This window comes from Mycobacterium sp., assembly GCF_052144515.1.
Classification (GTDB): Bacteria; Actinomycetota; Actinomycetes; order Mycobacteriales; family Mycobacteriaceae; genus Mycobacterium.
Genome location: NZ_JBKQQD010000491.1, coordinates 22,223 through 45,467, shown reverse-complemented (window position 1 = coordinate 45,467; position 23,245 = coordinate 22,223). Strand labels below are relative to the sequence as shown.

General features: G+C 66.9%; 25 protein-coding genes. 14 read left to right on the top strand and 11 right to left on the bottom strand.

Going from position 1 to position 23,245, the window contains the following annotated elements:
- Both ACLP9N_RS33345 and ACLP9N_RS33340 read right to left on the bottom strand, forming a co-directional pair.
- Positions 1-333: RNA polymerase-binding protein RbpA (locus tag ACLP9N_RS33345; protein WP_442411395.1), on the bottom strand; the 333-nt coding region annotated here is incomplete at its 3' end.
- The gene (locus ACLP9N_RS33340; RefSeq protein WP_442411394.1) at positions 326-502 is read right to left on the bottom strand and encodes a hypothetical protein; all 177 of its coding nucleotides are present in this window, start codon (positions 500-502) and stop codon (positions 326-328) included. The genes ACLP9N_RS33340 and ACLP9N_RS33345, both read right to left, overlap by 8 nt.
- Before the next feature lie 378 nt (positions 503-880).
- On the opposite strand from ACLP9N_RS33340, the gene ACLP9N_RS33335 reads away from it, so the two are divergent.
- From ACLP9N_RS33335 to ACLP9N_RS33285, 11 genes are all read left to right on the top strand, one after another.
- Complete coding sequence (locus ACLP9N_RS33335) at positions 881-1,288, top strand: hypothetical protein (RefSeq protein ID WP_442411393.1); 408 nt, start codon at positions 881-883, stop codon at positions 1,286-1,288.
- Positions 1,289-1,485: 197 nt separating this feature from the next.
- Complete coding sequence (locus ACLP9N_RS33330) at positions 1,486-1,923, top strand: hypothetical protein (protein ID WP_442411392.1); 438 nt, start codon at positions 1,486-1,488, stop codon at positions 1,921-1,923.
- Positions 1,924-2,214: 291 nt separating this feature from the next.
- A complete protein-coding gene (locus tag ACLP9N_RS33325; protein ID WP_442411391.1) occupies positions 2,215-3,666 on the top strand; it encodes a catalase in 1,452 nt (483 codons plus the stop codon).
- 33 nt (positions 3,667-3,699) lie between these two features.
- Entirely contained in the window at positions 3,700-4,137 is a 438-nt protein-coding gene (locus tag ACLP9N_RS33320; RefSeq protein WP_442411390.1) for an organic hydroperoxide resistance protein, read from the top strand.
- A gap of 17 nt (positions 4,138-4,154) precedes the next feature.
- Entirely contained in the window at positions 4,155-4,823 is a 669-nt protein-coding gene (locus tag ACLP9N_RS33315; protein WP_442411389.1) for a sensor domain-containing protein, read from the top strand.
- 131 nt (positions 4,824-4,954) lie between these two features.
- Positions 4,955-6,253, top strand: a complete 1,299-nt coding sequence (egtA, locus tag ACLP9N_RS33310) for an ergothioneine biosynthesis glutamate--cysteine ligase EgtA (protein ID WP_442411388.1) — start codon at positions 4,955-4,957, stop codon at positions 6,251-6,253.
- A complete protein-coding gene (egtB, locus tag ACLP9N_RS33305) occupies positions 6,250-7,530 on the top strand; it encodes an ergothioneine biosynthesis protein EgtB (RefSeq protein WP_442411387.1) in 1,281 nt (426 codons plus the stop codon). Before egtA ends, egtB begins: the two co-directional genes overlap by 4 nt.
- Complete coding sequence (gene egtC / locus ACLP9N_RS33300) at positions 7,530-8,246, top strand: ergothioneine biosynthesis protein EgtC (RefSeq protein ID WP_442411386.1); 717 nt, start codon at positions 7,530-7,532, stop codon at positions 8,244-8,246. Before egtB ends, egtC begins: the two co-directional genes overlap by 1 nt.
- Complete coding sequence (gene egtD, locus ACLP9N_RS33295) at positions 8,246-9,211, top strand: L-histidine N(alpha)-methyltransferase (RefSeq protein WP_442411385.1); 966 nt, start codon at positions 8,246-8,248, stop codon at positions 9,209-9,211. The genes egtC and egtD overlap by 1 nt, the downstream gene beginning before the upstream one ends.
- A complete protein-coding gene (gene egtE / locus ACLP9N_RS33290) occupies positions 9,208-10,356 on the top strand; it encodes an ergothioneine biosynthesis PLP-dependent enzyme EgtE (protein WP_442411384.1) in 1,149 nt (382 codons plus the stop codon). Before egtD ends, egtE begins: the two co-directional genes overlap by 4 nt.
- 286 nt (positions 10,357-10,642) lie before the next feature.
- Positions 10,643-10,999, top strand: coding sequence for a type II toxin-antitoxin system HicB family antitoxin (locus ACLP9N_RS33285; protein ID WP_442411383.1), 357 nt, complete (start codon positions 10,643-10,645; stop codon positions 10,997-10,999).
- Positions 11,000-11,109: 110 nt separating this feature from the next.
- Here the strand turns inward: ACLP9N_RS33285 and ACLP9N_RS33280 are convergent, their stop codons facing one another.
- Positions 11,110-11,778 carry a class I SAM-dependent methyltransferase gene (locus tag ACLP9N_RS33280; protein ID WP_442411382.1) on the bottom strand — a complete coding sequence of 223 codons (669 nt, stop codon included), beginning with the start codon at positions 11,776-11,778 and terminating at the stop codon, positions 11,110-11,112.
- Between the two features lie 20 nt (positions 11,779-11,798).
- On the bottom strand, positions 11,799-13,280 hold the full coding sequence (locus ACLP9N_RS33275) for a glutamate-cysteine ligase family protein (RefSeq protein ID WP_442411381.1): 1,482 nt from the start codon (positions 13,278-13,280) through the stop codon (positions 11,799-11,801).
- Positions 13,281-13,362: 82 nt separating this feature from the next.
- Here ACLP9N_RS33275 and glpK point away from each other — a divergent pair, with 82 nt between their 5' ends.
- Positions 13,363-14,889, top strand: a complete 1,527-nt coding sequence (gene glpK / locus ACLP9N_RS33270) for a glycerol kinase GlpK (protein ID WP_442411380.1) — start codon at positions 13,363-13,365, stop codon at positions 14,887-14,889.
- A gap of 133 nt (positions 14,890-15,022) precedes the next feature.
- Here glpK and ACLP9N_RS33265 read toward each other — a convergent pair whose 3' ends face one another.
- Positions 15,023-15,745 carry a PadR family transcriptional regulator gene (locus ACLP9N_RS33265; RefSeq protein ID WP_442411379.1) on the bottom strand — a complete coding sequence of 241 codons (723 nt, stop codon included), beginning with the start codon at positions 15,743-15,745 and terminating at the stop codon, positions 15,023-15,025.
- 200 nt (positions 15,746-15,945) lie between these two features.
- Here ACLP9N_RS33265 and ACLP9N_RS33260 point away from each other — a divergent pair, with 200 nt between their 5' ends.
- A complete protein-coding gene (locus ACLP9N_RS33260) occupies positions 15,946-16,320 on the top strand; it encodes a hypothetical protein (RefSeq protein ID WP_442411397.1) in 375 nt (124 codons plus the stop codon).
- Positions 16,321-16,344: 24 nt separating this feature from the next.
- Here the strand turns inward: ACLP9N_RS33260 and ACLP9N_RS33255 are convergent, their stop codons facing one another.
- Positions 16,345-16,995, bottom strand: a complete 651-nt coding sequence (locus tag ACLP9N_RS33255; RefSeq protein WP_442411378.1) for a heme oxygenase (biliverdin-producing) — start codon at positions 16,993-16,995, stop codon at positions 16,345-16,347.
- 91 nt (positions 16,996-17,086) lie between these two features.
- Positions 17,087-18,016: an RDD family protein gene (locus ACLP9N_RS33250; RefSeq protein WP_442411377.1), complete on the bottom strand. Its 930-nt coding sequence runs from the start codon at positions 18,014-18,016 to the stop codon at positions 17,087-17,089.
- 70 nt (positions 18,017-18,086) lie between these two features.
- Between ACLP9N_RS33250 and ACLP9N_RS33245 the strand changes: the two genes are divergently transcribed.
- Positions 18,087-19,088, top strand: a complete 1,002-nt coding sequence (locus ACLP9N_RS33245; RefSeq protein ID WP_442411376.1) for a stage II sporulation protein M — start codon at positions 18,087-18,089, stop codon at positions 19,086-19,088.
- A gap of 14 nt (positions 19,089-19,102) precedes the next feature.
- Here ACLP9N_RS33245 and ACLP9N_RS33240 read toward each other — a convergent pair whose 3' ends face one another.
- The 4 genes from ACLP9N_RS33240 to ACLP9N_RS33225 are packed head-to-tail and all read right to left on the bottom strand — an operon-like array spanning position 19,103 to position 23,233.
- Positions 19,103-20,437, bottom strand: coding sequence for a DUF58 domain-containing protein (locus tag ACLP9N_RS33240; protein ID WP_442411375.1), 1,335 nt, complete (start codon positions 20,435-20,437; stop codon positions 19,103-19,105).
- Entirely contained in the window at positions 20,437-21,432 is a 996-nt protein-coding gene (locus ACLP9N_RS33235) for an AAA family ATPase (RefSeq protein ID WP_442411374.1), read from the bottom strand. Before ACLP9N_RS33235 ends, ACLP9N_RS33240 begins: the two co-directional genes overlap by 1 nt.
- Positions 21,429-22,598 carry a DUF4350 domain-containing protein gene (locus ACLP9N_RS33230; protein ID WP_442411373.1) on the bottom strand — a complete coding sequence of 390 codons (1,170 nt, stop codon included), beginning with the start codon at positions 22,596-22,598 and terminating at the stop codon, positions 21,429-21,431. The genes ACLP9N_RS33235 and ACLP9N_RS33230 overlap by 4 nt, the downstream gene beginning before the upstream one ends.
- Complete coding sequence (locus tag ACLP9N_RS33225) at positions 22,580-23,233, bottom strand: DUF4129 domain-containing protein (RefSeq protein WP_442411372.1); 654 nt, start codon at positions 23,231-23,233, stop codon at positions 22,580-22,582. Before ACLP9N_RS33225 ends, ACLP9N_RS33230 begins: the two co-directional genes overlap by 19 nt.
- Between the last annotated feature and the right edge of the window lie 12 nt (positions 23,234-23,245).

Genomic DNA, 23,245 nt, shown 5'->3' with positions numbered 1-23,245 from the left:
GCGGCGGCCTGACTTGATGATCTCGAGGCGTTCCTTGAGCAGTTCCTCGAGTTCCTCGATCGAGCGGCGTTCCCGCAGCATGTCCCAGGGTGTGCGCGGCACCTTGACCTTCTTGGGTTCGGCCGGGACCCCACCCTCGATCAGGGTGCCCTCCATGCCGTTGCGGCACAGCCAGGTGCAGGGGATCTCAGCGTCGTCGGCGAAGGGGACCTCGAACTCCCCGCCGTTCTCGGTCCGATATCGCGCGATCTGACGTGGCGCTAGGTCGTGGTTGCGCTCAGTCTCATAGCTCACGAATCCGAGGCGACTGCCTCTCATGACGCGATCAACCATGATCAACGCTCCGCCGACGCTGCACTTGATCGGCAGTAGCGCGCATCCGACCAGACAATCGAAGCAGGTCGTGCTCGCCCACACCTTCGGGCAGGGTGTAGGCAAGTTGCCGTAACTCGACGGCGTAGTTGCGCAAGTCCTGGCGGAGCTGCGCCTCAAAGGTAGGCATGATTTCTTCCCGTGGCAGGGATTTACTGAGACGCTCGGACTTTCGTATAGCCAGGCTTGAAATCTGATGCCGTCCAGCTGTCTATCCGCGATGCACCTGGGGGTGTTCTTAGCGTCTCCCAACCGCACCCGCCACCCTACTCCGCTGGCGGCTAACTACTACGCCGCCCTTTCGTAGGACGGCCGGGTACAACATTCCGAAGGGCAGGTCATCGAGATCATGGTCGGCCACAACGATCCGGACGAAGGTCAAGTCAACAACGGCGGATTAGCCGACGGGCTTGGCGATTTTGCCAGGTAGGACGGGGTTTTTAGCTCATAGCTGGTACTTAAGTAGCGCATAGCCGCAGCTATTGTTTACCCCCGCATCATGTGTCTCATGAGTGAAACATCAGAAACCCCAACAGTGCGGACTGCTACCGCAACAGCGCCGCCGCCTCTGCCGCCAGCCGAGGTGGTACACCGGACCCCCCCCAGGGTCTTTCAATTCGCGGCCTGGGTCGCGATCGTCGCCGGGATCGTGTTCATCGTCTCGGTCATCTTCTTCTCCGGCTACGCCCTCGGGAAGCATTCGGGTCACGGCGGCCACCACGGTCACCACAAGCACCACGCGATGATGATGCATCCGCACCGATTCGGTGGTCCGGGTGGACCCGGCGGACCGGGCGGACCGGGCGGTGCGCCCGGGGCAATCCCGCCGGGTGGGCCCGCGTCCGCGGTTCCAGGTGCGCCTGGACCTGGCCAGATTCCGTCGTCGGTGCTCCCGTCGCGGACAGCAACGCCGTAGGGGGACTCCCAGTAATAAACGTGCTCACGGGGTGGTAGGAGGACCCCGGCGGGCCAATAACCCACAACTAGTAGCCCGGCGCTCCCTGAGTGCCGGGCTACGCGTCATTCGGGGACCGAACTGTCGCGCCTGGATTCACAGCAAGTTTGTTGCCCGAACGTGTTACGGCGGTTATAGGCATGGGCAATATTCAAAACATGAGCGAAACGCCCGAACCCTCGACCCAGCCGACTACCGTCGCCGCGGCTCCGCCGCCTCCTCCGCCGCCACCGCGGGCCAAGCCACCCAGGCTCTACGCAGCCGCGGCGTGGGTGGTGATTGTCGCCGGGATCATCTTCATCTTGTCGGTCGTATTCTTTTCCGGCGCCATAATCTTCGGGCACCACCAATGCCATCGCTATCATCACGGCATGTTCAGGCCCGGCGGTCCGGGTGGCCCGTGGGGACCGCCGCCGCCAGGGTACGGACCATGGCAGCCGGGCTTCCCCGGCGGACCTGGCATGGCTCCTCCACCCTTCCCCGGCGGCCCCGGTGGTCCGGGCGGCCCATTCGCGGGGCCGGCCGGTCCGGGTGGCCCCGGCCAGTTGCCGACGAGCACCGCTCCGACTCCGGGCAGTCCGGCGCCGCGGCCCTAGATAGTCGGGCGCAAGCCCGTCCACTTCTTCCTTGACCGGTTCAAGAACGAGGGCATACTGAGTTGTGTGGCTCTAGGGTCACGCGACTACCAATCCGGTGTCCTACTGGGGGGCGCCGGGTCGTGCGGTGCCGACCTGAAAGTGCTTGACGCCCATACACATTCGTCGCGAACCGCAGGTTCCGCGTAATTCTGCGTAGAGGTGGTGTGTGCACAGCCCAATTAGCATGCCGCCTTGCGATTTTCGTGGACTCAGCCAGGCAAATCAGCCCGTTTTGCAAGGAGATAGCCAATGACCGACTCCTATACCACCACTGACGGCGGCAGCCCCGCACCCAGTGATGACCAGTCGTTGACGATCGGACCCGACGGTCCGATCCTGCTGCAGGACCACTACCTGATTGAACAGATGGCCATGTTCAATCGGGAACGCATCCCCGAACGCCAACCGCACGCCAAGGGTGGCGGCGCTTTCGGCCGCTTCGAGGTGACCAACGACGTCAGCAAATACACGCGGGCCGCGGTATTTCAGCCCGGCACCAAGACCGACATGCTGGCCAGGTTCTCCACCGTCGCCGGTGAGCGGGGCAGCCCGGACACCTGGCGGGATCCGCGTGGGTTCGCGCTGAAGTTCTACACGACCGAGGGCAACTTCGACCTGGTCGGCAACAACACGCCGGTGTTCTTCATGCGCGACCCGCTGAAGTTTCAGCACTTCATCCGGTCGCAAAAGCGCATGCAGGCAACGAATTTGCGCGACAACAACATGCAGTGGGACTTCTGGAGCCTCTCACCGGAGTCCGCGCATCAGGTGACCTGGCTGATGGGCGATCGGGGCATCCCCAAAAACTGGCGGCGCATGAACGGCTACAGCAGCCACACCTACAGCTGGATCAACGCTGCCGATGAGGTCTTCTGGGTGAAGTATCACTTCATCACCGACCAGGGTGTCGACTATTTGACCCAGGAGGATGCCGACCGGCTGGCCGGCGAGGACGGTGACTACCACCAGCGGGATCTGTATGAGGCCATCGAGCGCGGTGATCACCCGAGTTGGACGCTCAAGATGCAGATCATGCCGTTCGAGGAGGCCAAGACCTACCGCTTCAACCCGTTTGATCTGACGAAAGTGTGGCCGCACGGCGACTATCCGCTGATCGACGTCGGCAAGATGACGCTGGACCGCAACGTCACCGACTACCACACCGAGATCGAGCAGGCAGCGTTCGAGCCGAACAACATCGTGCCCGGCACCGGGTTGAGCCCGGACAAGATGCTGCTGGCTCGCGGGTTCTCCTATTCCGACGCGCACCGGGCCCGGCTGGGGACCAATTACAAGCACATCCCGGTTAATTCGCCGAAGGTGGAGGTGCGCAGTTACTCCAAAGACGGGGCGATGCGGATGCACAACGCGATGGACCCGGTCTATGCGCCGAACTCCTATGGTGGGCCGAAGGCCGACCCGGCGCGTGCTGCGGAGGTGCGGTGGATGGCCGACGGCGAGATGGTCCGCGCCGCCTACACATTGCGTCCCGATGACGACGACTGGGGACAGCCCGGCACCATGGTGCGTGAGGTGCTGGACGACGCCGCACGGGACAGGTTGGCGCACAACATCATTGGGCACGTCTCCAAGGGCGTGAAGGAGCCGGTGCTGTCGCGGGTGTTCGAGTACTGGCGCAATGTCGACGCCGATCTCGGTAAGAAGGTCGAAGAGGGAGTGCGGGCCAACCTGGGGCAGTAGAAGGCGGCGGGCGCGCCTGGCATGATCGAACCCATGACCATTGACGTCGTTTACACCACGGAATCCACGGCGACCGGTGGCGGCCGCGACGGCCACGTGAAGTCAGCGGATGGCCGCCTCGACACGGACACCCGGCCTCCGAAGGCGCTGGGCGGCAGCGGTGAGGGCACCAATCCCGAGCAACTGTTCTCCGCCGGTTACGCGGCCTGTTTCCTGGGTGCGCTGCGCCTGGTGGCCGGCAAGTCAAAGGTGGCGCTCGATCTAGACTTATCCGCCACCAGCGTCACCGTCGAGATCGGATTCGGCAAGGATTCCGAGGGCGGATTCGGGCTCACCGGCAAGATCCTCGGCTATTTGCCGGGCCTGGACGAAAGCGCCGCCCAGGAATTGGTGGAGCAGGCTCACCAGGTGTGCCCGTACTCGAAAGCCACCCGGGGCAACATCCACGTCGAAGTCTCGGCCAAGGTCTAGCGCGGTTGGATCGCGTGATGCGGATCACGGGGGTCCCTGCGACGGCGGCGAGCGTCGTTCTGGGCCTTGGCGGAGCGTTCGGGATCCCGGGCGCAGTCCCCATTGCGGAAGCCCACCCGTCGGACCCGGGAGTGGTGTCCTACGCGGTCCTCGGCAAGGGATCGGTCGGCAACATCGTCGGCGGCCCGATGGGGTGGGAGTCGGTGTTCACCCAGCCGTTCCAGGGGTTCTGGGTCGATCTCCCGGTGTGCAACAACTGGGCCGACATCGGGTTGCCGGAGGTGTACAACGACCCCGACCTGGCGTCGTTCAACGGAGCCACCGCACAGACGTCGGCAACCGACCAAACCCACCTTGTCAGGCAGGCGGTCGGGGTATTCGCCACCAGCGACGCCGCGGGACGGGCTTTCCATCGGGTGGTGGACCGAACCGCGGGGTGCGCGGGACAGACCACCGCAATGCACCTGGATAACGGGATCACGCAGGTGTGGTCGTTCGACGGCGGGCCGGCGGCCGGTGCCGATGCGAACTGGACGAAGCAAGAAGCGGGCACCGATCGCCGGTGCTTCGATCAAACCCGGCTGCGTGAAAATGTGTTGTTGCAGGCCAAGGTCTGCCAATCTGGCAACGCCGGGCCTGCGGTCAACGTGCTGGCCGGCGCCATGCAGAACGCGTTGGGTCAGTAGCGAATGACTTTGGGTACCCATCTGAGCCGTGCAGCCAAAGTGGGCGGGAACGGGAATATGTCGGTGCCGTCTGCTAGATGAATTGGTGGCGGCTATCGTTCGGTTAGCTGCGCACCCGGAGGGATCGTGATATGACGCTCGCCGCCAGCAGCGCCGCGGCCTCCCTGGCTTGCCCCGCCGAAGCGGAGGTGGCCTGTTCCGCGACGGCCGCGCAGTACATCGCCGACGGTTGCCTGACCGATGGCCCGCTGGGCCGCGTTGGCCTGGAGCTGGAGGCGCACTGCTTCGACCCGGCCGATCCGTACCGCAGGCCGCGGTGGGAGGAAATCACCGAGATACTCGAGCTGCTACCTCCGTTGCCCGGCGGCAGCGCGGTCACCGTGGAACCCGGCGGCGCCGTCGAGCTGTCCGGCGCGCCCGAAGACGGCGTCGTCGCGGCCATCGCTGCGATGAAAAACGACCAGGCCGTGTTGCGAAAGGCCTTCGCCAACTCCGGGCTCGGGCTGGTTTTTCTGGGCGCGGACCCGCTGCGGTCGCCCCAGCGGATCAACCCCGGCGCGCGCTACCGCGCCATGGAGCAATTCTTCGCCGCCAGCGATTCCGGGGAGGCGGGTGCGGCGATGATGACGTCGACGGCCTCGGTCCAGGTCAATCTGGACGCCGGGCCGCAGGCTGGCTGGGCGGCGCGGGTCCGGCTTGCGCACGCGCTGGGGCCCACGATGATCGCGATCGCCGCCAACTCCCCGATGCTGGGTGGCGAGTTCTCCGGTTGGGTCTCCACCCGGCAGCGGGTGTGGGGCCAGATGGACTCGGCGCGCTGCGGCCCGATCCTGGGTGCCAGCGGCGACGAGCCGGGAACCGACTGGGCGCGCTACGCGCTGAAGGCACCGGTGATGCTGGTGAACAAGCCGGACGCCCCGGACTGTGCAGCGGTCACCCATTGGGTGCCCTTCGCCGACTGGGCGGACGGCCGGCAGTCGCTCGGCGATCGCCGCCCCACCATCGCTGACCTGGAATACCACCTGACCACCCTGTTCCCGCCGGTGCGCCCACGGCAGTGGCTGGAAATCCGTTACCTGGACAGCATGCCGGACGAGTTCTGGCCCGCAGTGGTGTTCACGCTGGTCGCCCTACTCGACGACCCGGCCGCCGCCGACACCGCAGCGGAGGCCGTCGAACCGGTGGCCACCGCGTGGGACAACGCGGCCCGGCTCGGTCTTTGTGATCGGCGGCTGTACGAGGCGGCGAACCGATGCGTGGCCGTCGCCGCGGAGAGGGCGCCCGCCGAGCTCAGCGACGCGATGGAGCGGCTAGTCCGCTGCGTCGCAAAGGGCCGCTGCCCCGGCGACGATTTCGCCGACCGGGTGATCGAGCACGGCATCGCGGCTGAGGTTTCGAGGGTCGCGCAGCTAGCGCAAGGGGGGCTGTGACGTCCCGGGAAAGGCTTGCCGACGATTTGGCGCGGGCGCGCACGCGCACGCTGCGGCTGGTCGATTTCGACGACGCCGAACTGTGTCGTCAGTACGACCCGTTGATGAGCCCGCTGGTGTGGGACCTCGCGCACATCGGTCAGCAGGAAGAACTGTGGCTGCTGCGTGGCGGTGACCCGAACCGGCCCGGGATTTTGCCGCCGGCCGTCGACGGTCTCTACGACGCCTTGGAACACTCCCGCGCCAGCCGGGTCGATTTACCGCTGCTGTCTCCGAAGCGTGCGCAGTCGTATTGCCGCACAGTGCGATCCGCCGTGCTCGACGCCCTCGACGCGCTCTCGGACGATAACGGCGACTTTGTTTTCGGCATGGTGGTCAGCCACGAAAACCAGCACGACGAAACCATGCTGCAGGCATTGAACCTGCGCACCGGTGCGCCGCTGTTGTCCGATACCGTCGCGCTGCCCGCGGGCCGGCCGGGACTGGCCGGAACGTCGGTTGTGGTGCCCGCCGGCCCGTTCGTCCTGGGCGTCGACGCCGCGACCGAACCCTACTCACTGGACAACGAACGTCCCGCCCACGTCGTCGATCTGCCGGCGTTTCGGATCGGGCGGGTCCCGGTCACCAACGGCGAGTGGCGCCACTTCATCGACGACGGCGGCTACTCCGACTCGCGCTGGTGGTCCACGCGCGGTTGGGAACACCGCCAGGCCGCGGGCCTGACCGCCCCGCAATTCTGGAGTTCCGACAGCCGCACCCGCTTCGGCCGCGTCGAAGACGTTCCGCCCGACGAGCCGGTACAGCACGTCAGCTACTTCGCGGCCGAGGCTTACGCGGCCTGGGCCGGTGCCCGGCTACCCACCGAGACGGAATGGGAGAAGGCCTGCGCCTGGGACCCGGCGACCGGCACCCGTCGCCGCTACCCGTGGGGAGCCGAGGCGCCGTCGGAAGCCCGAGCCAACCTCGGTGGCACCTCGCTGCGTCCGGCGCCGGTCGGCGCCTACCCGGACGGAGCTTCGGCCTACGGGGTCGAGCAGATGCTCGGCGACGTCTGGGAGTGGACCAGCTCACCGCTGCGGCCCTGGCCCGGGTTCGTCCCGATGATCTACGAGCGATACTCGCAACCGTTCTTCGACGGCGACTACCGGGTGTTGCGGGGCGGATCGTGGGCGGTGGAGTCCGCGATCCTGCGGCCCAGCTTCCGCAACTGGGACCACCCATACCGCCGGCAGATCTTCTCGGGCGTCCGGTTGGCTTGGTCAATTGAGGACGTCTGATGTGCCGTCATCTCGGCTGGCTCGGGCGCGAGGTCACGCTTTCCTCGCTGGTGCTCGATCCGCCGCATTCGCTGCGGGTGCAGTCCTACGCCCCTCGCCGGCAAAAGCACGGCCTGATGAACGCCGACGGTTGGGGTGTCGGCCTTTTCGATGCGGAGGTACCCCGGCGCTGGCGCAGCCCCGCGCCGCTGTGGGGCGACGTGTCGTTCGACTCGATAGCGCCCGCGCTGCGCAGCCACTGCGTGGTGGCCGCGGTGCGCTCGGCGACCGTCGGCATGCCGATCGAAGCCAGCGCGACCGCGCCGTTCACCGACGGCCGATGGCTGCTGTCGCACAACGGTGTCGTCGACCGCGCCGTGCTCCCGGCCGGCTCGTCCGCCGAATCAGTCTGCGACAGCGCGATACTCGCGGCCACCATCTTCGCGCGCGGGCTGGACGTGCTGGGCGAGACCATCACGCAGATCGGAGAAGCCGACCCGGATGCCCGGCTTAATGTGTTGGCCACCAACGGCTCTCGGCTACTCGCCACCGTCTGGGGGGACACCTTGTCCATTCTGCGCCGCGACGACGGTGTCGTGCTGGCCAGCGAGCCGTACGACGACGAATACGACTGGGAGGACGTGCCGGACCGTCACCTCGTCGAAGTCACCGCACAAGGTGTCACCCTGATTTCCCTGACGCCGCTGGAGCTCACCGGACCACCGAAAGGACCTTGATGACGCTGTCGCTGGCCAACCACCTCGGCGCCGACTCGGCGCATCGCGCATTGCGCCGCGATGTATTCGAAGGCCTGCAGAAGACGCCGAAGTCATTGCCGCCCAAGTGGTTCTACGATTCGGTGGGAAGCGACCTGTTCGACCAGATCACCCGGCTGCCCGAGTACTACCCGACCCGCGCCGAGGCGCAGATCCTGCGGGCCTTCTCGGCCGAAATCGCCTCCGCAAGCCAAGCCGACACCCTCGTCGAACTGGGCGCCGGGACCTCGGAGAAGACCAGGCTGCTGCTGGACGCGCTGCGCGGCCGCGGATCGCTGCGCGGATTCGTGCCGTTCGACGTCGACGCCGGCATACTATCGGCGACCGCGACCGCCATCCAGCGCGAGTACCCGGGCGTCGAAATCAAGGCCGTCTGCGGCGATTTCGAGGAACACCTGACCGAGATTCCCGAAGGCGGACGGCGTTTGTTCGTGTTCTTGGGATCCACGATCGGCAACCTGACACCCGAACCGCGCGCGGAGTTCCTGGCGACCCTGGCCGCGGTGATGCGACCGGGGGACACCCTGCTGCTGGGCACCGACCTGGTCAAGGACACCGACCGGCTGGTGCGCGCCTACGACGATGCCGCGGGGGTGACGGCCCAGTTCAATCGCAATGTGCTCGCGGTGATCAATCGGGAACTCGACGCCGACTTCGACATCGACGCCTATCAGCACGTCGCCCGCTGGAACACCGAAGAGGAGCGGATCGAGATGTGGCTGCGCTCGCAGCGCCGTCAGCGGGTGCGAGTCGGTGCGCTCGACCTGACCGTCGAGTTCACGGCCGGTGAAGAGATGCTGACGGAAGTGTCGTGCAAGTTCCGTCCGGACGGGGTGAGCGCCGAATTGGCCGGCGCGGGGCTGCGTCGGTCCCGGTGTTGGACGGACGACGCCGGCGACTTCGGGTTGTCGCTGGCCGCCAAGTGAGCGAGGCGCTGGCCGACCGATGGCGGGCGGCGCGTCCGCCGTTCGCCGGTCTGCACCTGGACAACGCCGCATGCTCGCGTCAGAGCCTCGCCGCGATGGACGCGGCCGCCCGGCACGCCGTGCACGAGTCCGAGGTCGGCGGATACGTTGCGGCCGAGGCCGCCGCGCCCGTGCTGGACGCCGGACGCGCCGCGTTCGCCGCGCTGTGCTGGGGTCCGGATGCCTCCAATATCGAGGTGCTGTTCACCACCGGCTCACTCAACGCGCTGGACCTGCTGCTGGGCAGCTGGCCGTCGGAACACCGGACGCTGGCCTGCCTTCCCGGCGAGTACGGCCCCAACCTGGCGGTGATGTCCGCGCACGGATTCACCGTGCGCACGCTGCCGACCCGCGACGACGGCAGGCTGGCGCTCGATGACGCGGCGTACCAGCTGAACGAAGAGCCGCCCGATCTGGTGCATCTCACCCCGGTGGCCAGCCATAGCGGCGTGGTGCAACCGCTGGCGATGGTGGCGCAACTCTGCCGCGAGCTGGGGTTGCCGTTGGTCGTCGACGCAGCCCAGGCACTGGGGCAGGTGGACTGCGCGGTGGGCGCCGATGTCACCTACTCGTCGTCGCGCAAGTGGATCGCGGGGCCGCGCGGTGTGGGCGCGCTTGCCGTGCGGCCCGAGCTGTTGGAGCGGTTGACTCCCAGGCTGCCGGCCCCGAAGTGGGCACAGTCGCTGACGGTCGCCCAGCAGCTCGAGTTCGGTGAAGCCAATATCGCTGCGCGCGTGGGGTTTTCGGTGGCACTGGGCGAACATTTGGCCTACGGGCCGGAGACGGTACGAGCCCACTTGGCCGAGCTGGGCGCCGCCAGCCGGGCCACACTGGTCGACGTGCCCGGGTGGCGGGTGGTCGAAGAGGGCGAGGAGCCCAGTGCGATCACGACGCTTGCGCCGGTCGACAGTGCCGACCCGCTGGCGGTGCGCGAGTGGTTGCTCGTCGAGCGGCGGATAGTGACAACCTGTGCCGGGGTGCAGCGCGCGCCGATGGAGATGACCGCGCCGGTGCTGCGGATCTCGCCGCATTTGGACACCACGGCGCAGGATCTGGAGACCTTCGCCGAAGCGCTGATCGCCGCGACCGCGGCGGTGGCTACGTGACGCCGCGGCAAGACGGTTTCGACCGGGGGGCTACGTGCGCTCCCTCACCGCTGCCTTAGCGACAGGCTCAGGTCCAGGAGGGCGGGGTCGGGACTGACGTAGTGACGTAATTCGCGGCGGTGAAGTGACGTTCGTCGCGCTTGGTGCGACGCTCCGTCGTGGGGCATTTATGAGGGGTGGCATTGTCAAGAGCATTGGACCTCACGAGGCTCAAGAGTCACTTGAGTCGCTCAGCGAGGAGGTGCTGCCTTTTCCAACCTGATGGCGCATGCGATATCACGCAAGGATGAACCACTACACCTACCGCGCCGAATGGTGGCCTGAGCACGGCGAATACGTTGTCCAATGTATCGAATTGCCGTGGCTGTCGCGATGGGCACCGGCCCTGCAAGAGGCCACCGCGGCTATCGAGAAAGCCGTCGACGAGTTCATCGCCGAGCGGAAAGCAGATGGTGAAGAAGTGCCGGCGCCAATTACCGAACGGCAATACAGCGGCAAGTTCGTAGTTAGGACCTCGCCGGCGTTGCACGCGCGGCTCGTCATTGAAGCCGCTGAGCAGAATGTGTCGATGAATCAGTGGGTGGTGCAGAAACTTTCGGGGCGGTTTGACACGCGACTGGGCGGCCTGTTCGATTTCGACTAGCGGGCTCCTGATATCACATGTGCCATCGGTTTTCGGAACTGGGTAATGACCGGGCCACCGGTGCTGGTGTGGTTGCTGGGACACCGAGTGACGCGCTGTAGCCGAGCGCGCTACGCCTTGTGCGCGGTGAGCAGGTAGGCGGGCAGCATCATCCGGCCCTTGTCGTCGCGGTCGTGCGGCGGGAAAGGCCCCTCCGGTCCGGACGGAATGTTGGCGTGGACGTAGGCCGGCCGAATGTCGTCGACCTCCCAATACTTGCTCACCGCCGAGCGCAGTTCGTCCTCGTCGACCTCGTTGGGCTTGGTGTCCCACTCCGCCGGAAAGGCGCCCTTGGCGAATACCAGCACGTAGTAGCCGGCAGCGGGGGCGGCCGCGCGGTGCACCGAGCTCAGGTAGCCGTCGCGTCCCTCGATCGGCAGCGAGTGAAACAGGGTGCTGTCGATCACCGTGTTGAACCGGCCGTCATACCCGGAGAACTCTGTTATGTCGGCCCGCTCGAAACTGGCCGTGCTCAGCCCGCGTTCCTGCGCGGCCTTGGTGGCCGCGGCGATGGCCGTGGGTGAGTTGTCGATGCCGACGACGGTGTAGCCGTCTGCGGCGAGCGACAACGACAGCTCGGCAACCCCGCAGCCGGCGTCCAGCACGTCGCTGCGGACCTTGCCGGCCGCGATCAGCGCGGCGAGCTCGGGCTGCGGCTCGCCGATGTTCCACGGTGGCGGTCCCTCGAACGCGCCTTGTTCCCGGTACGCATCGTCCCAGTCGGGTAGCTCAAAACTCATGTTTCCCAACCTACCCGCGGCTACCAGGTGTGCACCGGCTCGTTGGCGTGCATGTGCTCGCAGTACCGGCGCAGCATTTCCGCCAGTGCCTGCGGTCGGGTCATCCCGCGGTCCTGCAGGGCGTGTACGGTCGACACTTGCCACCACGCGCCGTTGCGGCCCGTCTTGGCGCGTCCTTCGATGACTCCGAGGAGCCGGTCGCGTACATCGGCGTCGACGTTCCAGCGGCGCAGCCCATCGTGCGCCATCGGCAGCAGCGTGTCCAGCACCAGTCGCTGGATCGTCACCTCGCCCTGGCCCGGCCACTGCAGCCGCGCGTCTATGCCATGCTGGGCGGCCTGCAGGAAATTTCGTTGTGCCGCAGAGAAACTCATGATGCTCCACAGCGGTTGGTCGGCTTCGGAGAGGTTGCGCAGCAGGCCGTAGTAGAAGGCCGAATTCGCCAGCATGTCAACGACGGTTGGTCCGGCGGGCAAGACCCGGTTCTCCAGCCGCAGATGCGGACGCCCGCCGACAACGTCGTACACGGGCCGGTTCCACCGGTAGACCGTGCCGTTGTGCAGACGCAATTCGGAAAGCCGCGGGCTGCGGCCCGCGGCCAGCTCGGCGACCGGATCCTCGTCGGAAACCTCGGGCAACAGGGACGGGAAGTAGCGGATGTTTTCTTTGAACAGGTCGAGAATCGACGTGATCCACCGTTCGCCGAACCACACCCGTGGCCGCACCCCCTGGGTCTTGAGTTCCTCGGGGCGGGTGTCGGTGGACTGGGCGAACACCTCGATACGGGTTTCCGACCACAGTTGGTGACCGAAGAAGAACGGCGAATTCGCGGCCAGCGCCAGCTGGGGTCCGGCCAGCACCTGGGCCGCGTTCCAGTTCGCGGCGAAATCCTCCGGAGCGACCTGCAGATGCAATTGCACGCTGGTGCAAGCGGATTCGGGTGCGATGGACGCCGCATTCCAGCTCAGCGGCTCGGGGCCGAAGATGTTGATCGGAATGTCCTCACCGCGGGCGGAAAAGATCGAATCGTTCAGCGCCGCGTAGCGGGCTGATTCGCTCATCCAGTTGTCTCGCAGATGTTCGGGCATCAGCGTTGGCAGGATGCCGATCATCACGATGTGGGCCCCGCCCCCAGGACCGGCCCCGGAACTCGCCCTAGCCTCGGCGTCGTTCAGGCTCGCGCGGATTTCTGCCTCCAGGTCCACAATGGTGCGCCCGGACAGCGGCCGCGGTGGCACATTAAATTCGATGTTGTAGGCGCCCAATTCTTTTTGATAGGCCGGATCCGCGATCGCGTCCAACACGAATCGATTCGACATGGCGGGTTGATAGTCGGAGTCGACCAGGTTGCATTCGATCTCCATGCCGGTCAGCGGCCGGTCCGAATCGAACCTGGAGTGGGCAAGCATCGTCTCGAAGACGTCCAAACAAAGCTGCACCTTGCGCCGGTATTCGCGACGGTGTTCGCGGTCGTACGTGGTGCGCTTGACCTCTTCGCCCACAAGGCCGATGCAACAGGGTTACGGTCGGTTACGCAAGTGAGACGATTACCCGCAGTGTCCGATCTGACTCCGAGGAGAGCAGTTGGCTGACTCCGCTGAATTCGTAGCCGCCATCGACCAGGGCACCACCAGCACCCGGTGTATGATCTTCGACCACGACGGTGCCGAGGTGGCCCGCCACCAGCTCGAGCACGAGCAAATCCTGCCCCGCGCCGGCTGGGTCGAGCACGACCCGGTCGAAATTTGGGAGCGTGCCTCCTCGGTGCTGATGTCGGTGTTGAACCGAGCCGATCTGGCTCCGAAAGACATTGCGGCGCTGGGAATCACGAATCAGCGTGAGACGACGCTGGTATGGAATAAGCGGACCGGCAGGCCTTATTACAACGCGATCGTCTGGCAGGACACCCGCACCGACCGCATCGCGTCCGCGCTGGACCGTGACGGCCGCGGGGATGTCATCCGCCGCAAGGCCGGACTGCCGCCGGCAACCTACTTTTCCGGCGGCAAGCTGCAGTGGATTTTAGAGAATGTCGACGGGGTGCGCGCGGCCGCTGAAGCCGGTGATGCCCTGTTCGGCACCGCCGACACCTGGGTGTTGTGGAATCTGACCGGCGGCCCGCGGGGCGGCGTGCACGTCACCGATGTCACCAACGCCAGCCGGACGATGCTGATGGACCTCGAGACGCTGGACTGGGACGACGAGCTGCTGTCGTTCTTCTCCATTCCACGGGCGATGCTGCCGGCGATCGCCCCGTCGTCGCCGGTGGAGCCGTACGGCGTCACCCTGGAAAGTGGGCCCGTCGGTGGCGAGGTGCCGATCACCGGCGTCCTGGGCGACCAGCATGCAGCGATGGTCGGTCAGGTGTGCCTTGGCCCGGGGGAGGCGAAAAACACCTACGGCACCGGCAATTTCCTGTTGCTGAACACCGGTGAGACGATCGTGCGATCCGACAATGGCTTGCTGACCACGGTCTGTTATCAGTTCGGCGATGCCAAGCCTGTGTACGCGCTTGAGGGTTCGATCGCGGTGACCGGTTCGGCGGTGCAGTGGCTGCGTGACCAATTGGGCATCATCAGCGGGGCGGCGCAGAGCGAGTCGCTGGCCCGTCAGGTCGACGACAACGGCGGGGTGTATTTCGTGCCGGCGTTTTCCGGCTTGTTCGCCCCCTATTGGCGCTCGGATGCCCGCGGCGCGATCGTGGGGCTGTCGCGGTTCAACACCAACGCGCACCTGGCTCGCGCGACGCTGGAGGCGATTTGCTACCAGAGCCGCGATGTAGTGGACGCGATGGCAGCAGATTCCGGTGTGCGCCTTGAAGTGTTGAAAGTCGATGGCGGCATCACCAGCAACGACCTGTGCATGCAGATTCAGGCCGACGTGCTGGGTGTGGACGTGGTTCGGCCGGTGGTCGCCGAGACCACCGCGCTCGGTGCCGCCTACGCGGCGGGTCTGGCGGTCGGGTTCTGGGCCGACCCGTCCGATCTGCGGGCGAACTGGCAAGAGGACAAGCGCTGGACGCCGACGTGGGACGACGACGAGCGCGCCGCGGGATATGCGGGCTGGCGCAAGGCCGTACAGCGGACCCTGGATTGGGTCGACGTGTCCTAAGCTTTCGTGCCGCGAGAGTGCGTGTCGGTACAACGACACACCGGTTTGGCTGGCATTTTGCGCACGCTCGCGGCACGGGGACGACGTGAAAATGCCCGCCGGCAGTTTCGCCGGCGGGCATTTCACTTACGGGTCAGTCCTCGCCGAGGATGCCGTAGACCTCGCGTCGCACATTGTTGAGTAGCTCGACGATGCGCTGCTGCTGTTCTTCGGTGGCGGTGTGCGCGGACTGCGCAACCGCGCCGAACAGCTGGCCAATGGCGGCCCGCAGGTTCACCTGTCCCGGGTCGGCGCCCTCCGTGATCGCTTCCCACGGCGGAGTCTCGACCTTCTCGGCGGCCGCGCGGCCCGTGTCGGTCAGCTCGAAAAGCTTCTTGCTGCCATCGGTTTCGCTCGCGGTGATCAAGCCTTCGTCGTCCAGCAACTGAAGCGTCGGGTACACCGAGCCGGGGCTCGGCTTCCACAGCCCGTTGCTGCGTTCGGCGATCTGCTGGATCATCTCGTAGCCGTGCATCGGCCGCTCGGCCAGCAGCTTCAGGATGGCTGCCCGCACGTCGCCGCGCTTGCCACGCCCGGGGCCACCACGGCCCCAGCCGCCGCGCCGACCGCCTCGTCCGAAACCGGGTCCGAATCCGGGGCCGAAGCCAGGTCCGAAACTGGGTCCGAAGCCAGGTCCGAAACCGGGTCCGAAGCCCCTGCCACCGCCGTGTTCGCGGAGGTGTTCGCGGAACTCGTGTCGGGCTTGCCTCCGTGCGGCGTGCAGAGCACGTCGGTCCACGGGGCCGGGCGCGAAGCCGAATCCGAAGCCTGGTCGGCCGGGGAATTCTCCGCCGCCAGGAGTGAATGGGTTGGTCATGTTTGTAGTCCTTAGGTCTCAGGGAAGCGCCGTGATGCGCTTCCGGTGTATCGCAAGCGTATCACGATATATCGTAAACTATCGCGATGCAACCCCCTGCACAGATCCCGGCCCGGAACCGAGAACGACGGCGGCCTGTTTGCATCCAGCGGTGGGCGGGTAGCACCTGTCTGGTGAACGGCAATAATCACAACCTGGCAATCGACCACCGCGCCGGCAGCGCGACCGAGCCCGCGCAGGTCGAAAGCCGCCACCGGGGGGACATTTGGCCATGGGTCAACTGGGGGATGGCGCTGACCACGGTGCCGGCCGCCGCGATCGTGATGCTCTTCGCGCTCGGCGCTGTAATGAGCACCGGTGCCTGCAGCGATCACAGTTGTCCCGGCCTGGGCCGCGGGGGCTCGGACTTCTTTGACTTCGGCGTCGCGTTCTACGGCGCGCCGGCGGTGGCCCTGGTCGTCATCCTCGTCTCGTTCTTCACCGCGAAGCGCCGAGGCGGCCTCGCGGTTCCGTTGTGCGGATGGGCGCTCCTGGTCGCTGACGTCGCCATCATGGCGGCGACGGTCGCGCAGTAAGCCGCCCAGTAACGAGTTCGACGATCAGCGCCGATAGGCCGACATATTGTCGGCGAGCTCGTCGAACATTGCCCGGTTTAGGTAGAAGGCGACCTTCACCTCGTCGACCGCACGATCGATCTCTTCGGCGTCGAGGCTGAGCCCGTCGAGTTTGGCCCGGTAGGAATCCTTATACGGCTTCGGCCGCATCGGGAATTCGTAAAAGGCCAACCCGGCACCGCCGAGATCGAAGGTGCGGTCGAGGATCTTGCCGATGGCCTGGCCGCCGGAGAGGTCGCCGAGGTAGCGGGTGTAGTGGTGCGCCACCAGGGCGCCGCCCCAGGATGCGGTCGCGACGCGGTCGCGGTAGGCCTGGGCAGCGGGGGATTCGACCTGATGCGTGGCGCCGGGCGCCCAATGCTCCAGGTCGGCGTCGATGGCCGACAGCCGCTCCAGGGCCGGGTCGTACACGGCGGCGACCAGCGGGTCGTCGCGGCGGGCCCGCACGGCGTCTTCCAGCGCGCCGTAGACCACGCGCAGCCGTCGCAGGTAATCGGCATAGCCCTGTCCGTTGATCCGCCCGGCAAGCAGTTCCGACACAAACGGCGACTGTTCGGCGGCGTCGTGCTCTGTCGTCGAACCCTCTTTCATCGCCACGGAGAGGGGTGGCACGCGCTTGGCGGCGCTCAGTGACATGCTCGGCTCCAAATGGTCAAGTGTGCCAGCCGGCTCGCTGCAGTCCGCTTGCCACCGCGAGCCCGACGATGCCACCGCCGATTACAACAGCTTAGTGCGGCGCTGCGAAACCGCCGGTCTCTGTCGTCGGGCCCGGCTCCGGACGCGGCGCGGTCTGTGGCTGCGCTTGCGGAGATGGCGACGGCACAGCAGCGGGCCACGGCGCGGGCCCAGCAGGGCCCGCAGGCGGGCCCATGGGCGGCGACGGTGCCGGTCCGGTTGGCGGCCATGGGCCAGGGGGCATCGGTCGAAGTCGCGCCAGTTCGCGGCGGTGTCGTTCGGCGAGCACGGCGGCGAGCACCAGCTCCGGCGGTGCGCCGGGCGGGGGCGGCGGGGCGATCCGCGACACCACATCACCGGCGATCCGGTAGGCCATCTGTTGGCGCAGTTGCGGATCGAGTTGCGATGCGCGAGAGAGGAATTGGCGGGCGACCTCGGCCTGGCCAGCATCTAGTCCCGACAGTTGCAGCGACGACGCCCACCAAGCCATCGCCGGCGGCATCGCCGGCGGAGGCGTCAGCCGAGGACCGCGTTCGCTGACGACGACAGTGCCGGCGAAGATGTCGCCGATACGTTTGGCCTTTGGCGACAATATGCTGCAAATCACCGCGGGACTCCCGGCGAGCATCCAGATCTCCACCACCGACGCCAGCGCGCGAAACAGCGCCTGCCGGAAGCGTTCCGGGCCGCCGTCGTCGGACACCACCCGCAAACCCATCGCGATCTTGCCCAATGAGCGTCCCCGCGTCGCGGTCTCGAACACCAGGGGATACCCGACCATCACGAGCATCGTGAAGAGGATGACGATTGCCGTGGTCAACGCCTCGTCGAATTGGGTCAGGGTGGCCGCCCACAACAACAACCCGACCACGTAGGCGATGAATATCACCGTGATATCGATCAGCGCGCTCACGGCCCGCACCGGCAACTGGGCGATCTGCACGTCGAGCACGACGGCGTCGCCAGTCACCACCTCGGACATACCACCGAACGGTACAGGCTTTACGGCTGCAGGCGACGACACCCGGGGGAGCTCAATTAGGCTGCGCAGGGTGGATGTCGACGCGTTCGTGCTGACCCATCGCGGCACCTGGGACCGGCTCGACCAGCTGATCAAGCGACGCCGGTCGCTGACGGGCGCCGAAGTCGATGAACTGGTCGAGCTCTACCAGCGGGTGTCCACTCATCTGTCGATGCTGCGGTCGGCCAGCACGATCGGGTCGGACTCGCTGCTGATCGGCCGGCTATCGAGCCTGATCGCGCGCGCTCGCGCCGCGGTGACGGGAGCGCACGCCCCGCTGAGCAGTGCGTTCACCCGCTTCTGGACGGTGTCCTTCCCGGTGGTCGCCTACCGCGCGTGGCGGTGGTGGCTGGCGACGGCCGTCGTGTTCTTCGCCGTCGTGGCGGTGATCGGTTTCTGGGTGGCCGGCAATCCGGAGGTGCAGTCCGCCCTCGGAACACCAACTGATATCGACGAATTGGTCAACCATGATGTCTCGTCGTATTACAGCGAACACCCCGCCCTGGCGTTCGCCCTGCAGGTCTGGGTGAACAACTCGTGGGTGGCCGCAAAATGCATCGCGTTCTCCGTCGTGCTGGGACTGCCGATCCCTGTGGTGCTGTTCCAAAACGCCGCCAACGTGGGAGTGATCGCCGGACTGATGTTTCATGCCGGCAAGGGCGACATACTGCTGGGGCTGCTGGCTCCGCACGGATTGCTGGAGCTGACGGCGGTGTTCCTCGCCGCGGCAATGGGGATGCGGCTGGGGTGGTCGGTGATCTCGCCCGGTGACCGTCCGCGCGGACAGGTGCTCGCCGAGCACGGCCGTGGCGTCGTGTCGGTCGCGGTGGGGTTGGTGGGCGTGTTGCTGGTCTCCGGCTTGATCGAAGCGCTGGTGACACCGTCACCGTTGCCGACGGCGGTTCGGGTCGGCATTGGAATCGTCGCCGAGCTGGCGTTCTTGTCGTACATCGCGTATTTCGGTCGTCGCGCGGCGAAAGCCGGGGAGACCGGCGACATCGACGACGCACCCGACGTCGTGCCGACCCGCTGAGCCACGACCGAAAACTAGAGCCGTCCGGTCGCTTTCATCGCCAGGTAGTGGTCGGCAAGGGCGGGCGCGAGTTCCGCGGGGGCCGCGTCGACGACCTCCACCGCGCTGCGGCGCAGTCGCGACGCGATCGCATGCCGGTCATTGCGTGATCGTTCGGCGGCCGCCGCGTCGTACACCGCGGCCGCGTCGGAACGCGCGGCGGCCAATTCGTCGACGCGCGGGTCGGTGACCGCCGCGATCATCACGTGGTGTTTGGCCGACAACCGCGGCAGCACCGGCAGCAGACCCTCGTCCAGAGCGGTCGCGTTGAGGTCGGTGAGCAGCACCACCAGCGACCTCCGCCGGGTGCGCCGCAAAATGGTGGCAACCATTGCGCGCCAGTCGGATTCGACAAGAGTCGGTTGCAGCGGGGCCATCGCATCGACCAGCTGGGCGAGCAGTTCGGTGCGCGACGCACCGAACACGCCGGCCCGGCTGACCCGGTCGTGGGCGAGGAAGTCGACATGGTCACCGGCCCGCGACGCAAGGGCGGCCAGCAGCAGTGCGGCATCCATCGACCAGTCCAGCCGGGGCCACCCCGCGGGATCGGCCTCCAAATTGGGTGAGGTCGGGTCGACACCGACGCGACCGGCCGCCATGCGACCGGTGTCCAGCACGATGACGACTCGCCGGTCGCGTTCCGGCCGCCAGGTGCGGACCATGACGTCGGCGCGACGGGCGGTGGCGCGCCAGTCGATGGAGCGGACGTCGTCGCCGACGACATACTCACGCAGTGAATCGAATTCGGTGCCCTGCCCGCGGATCAGTGTCGGCAGCAGCCCGTCGATCTCGCGCAACTTGGCCAGCCGCGACGGCAGGTGCTTGCGCGACAGGAACGGCGGCAGCACCCTGACCTGACCGGGCACCGGCTGCGAACGCTGCCGCCCCGCCAACCCCAGCGGTCCGATCGATCGGGCGGTGACCGCCGCCGCGTGCTGGTCGCCGCGGCGAACCGGTCGCAGCACGGTGCCGACGTGCTGGTGCTGTCCGGCGGCGACGTTGATCGTGTGGGTGCGCGGCTGTGCGCGCGCGCTCGGGGGCCAGGCGTCGCGGATCTGGCCGCGGAATCGGCGTCGGCCGTCGTTGTGGATCAGCAGCCCCGCGTCCACCTGCTGGCCGAGCCGGGCCGACGTGTCCGGCGAGCGAGTGTAGTGCAGTCTGCGGGGGCTGGCCGCCAACCCGATATCAACGGCAACCGCCGCACCCAGCGCCACCAGCAACGCCAGGAAAGCCCTTGCCGGCCAGGGCGATAGCGCGATCGGCACGATGCAGATCAACGCCACCAAGCCGGTGCGTCCGGTCAGGACCACTAGCGGGGCACCGGAGCCGACGCCAGAATTCCGTCGAGCACGCCGTCGGGTGTGGCGCCTTCGAGCTCAGCCTCTGGGCGCAGCATGATCCGGTGGCGCAGCGTCGGACGGGCCATCGCCTTGACATCGTCGGGAGTGACGTAGTTACGCCCGGACAGCCAAGCCCAGGAGCGGGCGGTGCCCAGCAGTGCCGTCGCCCCACGTGGTGACACCCCCAGCTGAAGTGCGGGGGAGGACCGGGTGGCCCCAACGATGTCGACGATGTAGCCAAGCACCTCGTCGGCGATGAGCACCCGGCGCACCGCGTCGCGGCCGGCCGCCAGCTCGGCGGGCCCGGCCACCGGTTTGATCGCGGACAGATCGCGCGGGTCGAAGCCGTGCGCGTGCCGGGCCAGGATGGCGATCTCCGAGTCGCGCGACGGCAACGTCACGTTCAGCTTGAGCAGGAATCGGTCCAGTTGCGCCTCGGGCAATTGGTAGGTGCCCTCGTATTCGATCGGGTTCTGCGTGGCGGCGACGATGAACGGGTCGGGCAGCAACTTGGGTTCGCCGTCCACACTGACCTGACGCTCCTCCATCGCCTCGAGCAGCGCGGCCTGTGTCTTGGGCGGGGTGCGGTTGATTTCGTCGGCGAGTAGCAGGTTGGTGAATACCGGACCCGGGCGGAATGCGAACGCGGCGGTGCGGGCGTCGTAGACCAGCGAACCCGTCACATCGCCGGGCATCAGGTCGGGGGTGAACTGCACCCGCTTGAACTCCAATTGCAGGGCGGCGGCCATAGCCCGCACCAACAGCGTCTTCGCCACTCCCGGAACACCTTCGAGCAGCACGTGGCCACGACACAGCAGCGCGATCACCAGGCCGCTGACGACGCCGTCCTGCCCGACGACGGCCTTGGCGAGCTCGGCGCGTAACGCCAGCAGCGCCTCTCGCGCTGAGTCAGCGTGCGGGGTCTGGGCGGGATGTGCTTGCGGTGTGGAAGGGGACTGTGTCACGAGCGGGTGACCTGCCTTTCGATTTCGTCGAGTGCACGCGCAAGTTGTAGTAGGTCATTGTCGGTGGCCGGTGGTGGGCCAAACAGGTGGTAGGACACGAAGTTTGCGTCGGCTCCGCTACGCTGGGCCACGGTTGTCACCACCACCGGCGCCGCCGCGCGCGCGCCCAGGCCCAGCCGGGGCAGCAGCCGTTGCAGCGTCGCGGCGCGCAGCGCGTCGGCGGCGCGGTCACGTGCCCGGCGCGATCGGTAGAGCCGGCCGCGCCCCTCGACCGTCTCCGATGCGCGCACCACGACGGGCAACTCCTCGGCCACCAGCGGACCGATCCGTCGTCCCTTCCACAGGGCCACCAGCAGCACGACCAGCGCCAGTTGCCAGGCGATCCAGGTCACGTTGGCCGGAATCAGGTCGTAAATCGATGTTGGAGCCGAGTTCTCACCCTCGACGCGGTGCGGCGCGTACCAGATGAGGCGGGGCCGATCGCCCGCGAGGTTCATCGCCAGCGCGGCATTGCCCGCATGCAGCAGGCCGTCGTTGGTCATGAAGTCGGTACTGCCGACCACCGTGACGGTTCGGCCGCCGTCGCGATAGCGAATCAGAACCCCGTCGTAGCACCGCGTTACCACTCGGCCCTTGGCCTCATAGGTGTCGCTCGGCCCGAATCGAACTGACCCGGCTCGATTAGCCTCGCGCAGAGTGCAATTCGGATTATTGTCGAAAGTGCTGGTGGTCCCCTTGCTCAGATCTGGGGCCAGTGCCTCGCGGGTGCGTGCCGTGGGTTCCACCAGGAGGAGGTCGCCGGGGGCTCGCGCCAACCGGTCCAGCAGCGTGTTATCGGTCAAGAACTCGCTCTCCGCCACCAGTATCAGCGTGTCGGGGCGCGCCGACTTCTCGACGCCGGCGATGCCGTCGGCCACGACAACGTCGACGCCGTTGTCGCGCAACAGCGTCACCAGCGCGTGGGCACCGTCGGGTTCGGTTGACTCCGGATCCATCGGGAGGCCGGGTCGTGGTGCGGTGAGGTAAGTGCTGATCGCCGCCACGGCCGCGAGCACGATCAGCGTGAGCAATGGCCACCGCCACGCCCGCCATCGGCGGGGCGTGGTCACAGTCGCGGACTCGGGAGGCCGTACTGAGGCGGTCGTCATCACCGGACCTGAGCCCATGACTCGGCCGCGGCGGCCTCTCCGGCCGCGGGCGCACTGGCTGGTGATCGCGACCGCAGGTGGTCGTCGAGCTTGGCGATCATCTGGTAGGCGGCCTGGGTCCCGGGCCGCTCGCCGTAGGTGACATCGTTGAATGCCGTTGCTGCCGTGGATAATTCGCCCGCCAGATGCCGCAATACCGCACCCGCGTCGAGGGCCAGCTCGTTGGCGGTGCGGCCGAGATTCGGATTGAGCACGCCGGCCTCTTCCAGCTGGCGGGCGACGGCGCGCAGCCGGTGCCGTATCGCTGCGGTCCAATTTCCTTCCGCCGCACAGCCTTCAGCGGTAGCGCGGTGTTGTGCCGCGGTGAGCGGAGCGGTTTCGAACAACTGGTAGTCGCCGCCGCGTTTGGTGCGCATGGTGCGCCGCGCAAGGTGGATGGCGACTGCCACTGCGACGGCCAGTAGGACAAGCAGCACCGTCGCCGTGAACCACCCGCCCGGTATTTTGGAGGTCGCCTCCAACAGCCGGTACAACTTGTCGCTGAGCCATTCGTCGAGTTGTTGCGCCGCAGATCCTCTCGAATAAATCGGTTTGTCCAGCTCGTTCTGTGCGGCCTGGTGCGCGGCATCGCGGTCGATGTCGATGGAAGGCACGGTCAGCTGGTC

Excerpts from the sequence above, each read along its gene's own strand:
- ACLP9N_RS33315 (WP_442411389.1), top strand. The coding sequence starts at position 4,155 with ATGCGGATCACGGGGGTCCCTGCGACGGCGGCGAGCGTCGTTCTGGGC.
- ACLP9N_RS33265 (WP_442411379.1), bottom strand. The coding sequence starts at position 15,745 with ATGACCAACCCATTCACTCCTGGCGGCGGAGAATTCCCCGGCCGACCA.
- ACLP9N_RS33250 (WP_442411377.1), bottom strand. The coding sequence starts at position 18,016 with ATGTCCGAGGTGGTGACTGGCGACGCCGTCGTGCTCGACGTGCAGATC.
- egtC (WP_442411386.1), top strand. The coding sequence starts at position 7,530 with ATGTGCCGTCATCTCGGCTGGCTCGGGCGCGAGGTCACGCTTTCCTCG.
- ACLP9N_RS33285 (WP_442411383.1), top strand. The coding sequence starts at position 10,643 with ATGAACCACTACACCTACCGCGCCGAATGGTGGCCTGAGCACGGCGAA.
- egtD (WP_442411385.1), top strand. The coding sequence starts at position 8,246 with ATGACGCTGTCGCTGGCCAACCACCTCGGCGCCGACTCGGCGCATCGC.
- egtA (WP_442411388.1), top strand. The coding sequence starts at position 4,955 with ATGACGCTCGCCGCCAGCAGCGCCGCGGCCTCCCTGGCTTGCCCCGCC.
- ACLP9N_RS33335 (WP_442411393.1), top strand. The coding sequence starts at position 881 with ATGAGTGAAACATCAGAAACCCCAACAGTGCGGACTGCTACCGCAACA.
- ACLP9N_RS33230 (WP_442411373.1), bottom strand. The coding sequence starts at position 22,598 with ATGGGCTCAGGTCCGGTGATGACGACCGCCTCAGTACGGCCTCCCGAG.
- ACLP9N_RS33280 (WP_442411382.1), bottom strand. The coding sequence starts at position 11,778 with ATGAGTTTTGAGCTACCCGACTGGGACGATGCGTACCGGGAACAAGGC.
- ACLP9N_RS33325 (WP_442411391.1), top strand. The coding sequence starts at position 2,215 with ATGACCGACTCCTATACCACCACTGACGGCGGCAGCCCCGCACCCAGT.
- ACLP9N_RS33330 (WP_442411392.1), top strand. The coding sequence starts at position 1,486 with ATGAGCGAAACGCCCGAACCCTCGACCCAGCCGACTACCGTCGCCGCG.
- ACLP9N_RS33255 (WP_442411378.1), bottom strand. The coding sequence starts at position 16,995 with ATGTCACTGAGCGCCGCCAAGCGCGTGCCACCCCTCTCCGTGGCGATG.
- ACLP9N_RS33320 (WP_442411390.1), top strand. The coding sequence starts at position 3,700 with ATGACCATTGACGTCGTTTACACCACGGAATCCACGGCGACCGGTGGC.
- ACLP9N_RS33340 (WP_442411394.1), bottom strand. The coding sequence starts at position 502 with ATGCCTACCTTTGAGGCGCAGCTCCGCCAGGACTTGCGCAACTACGCC.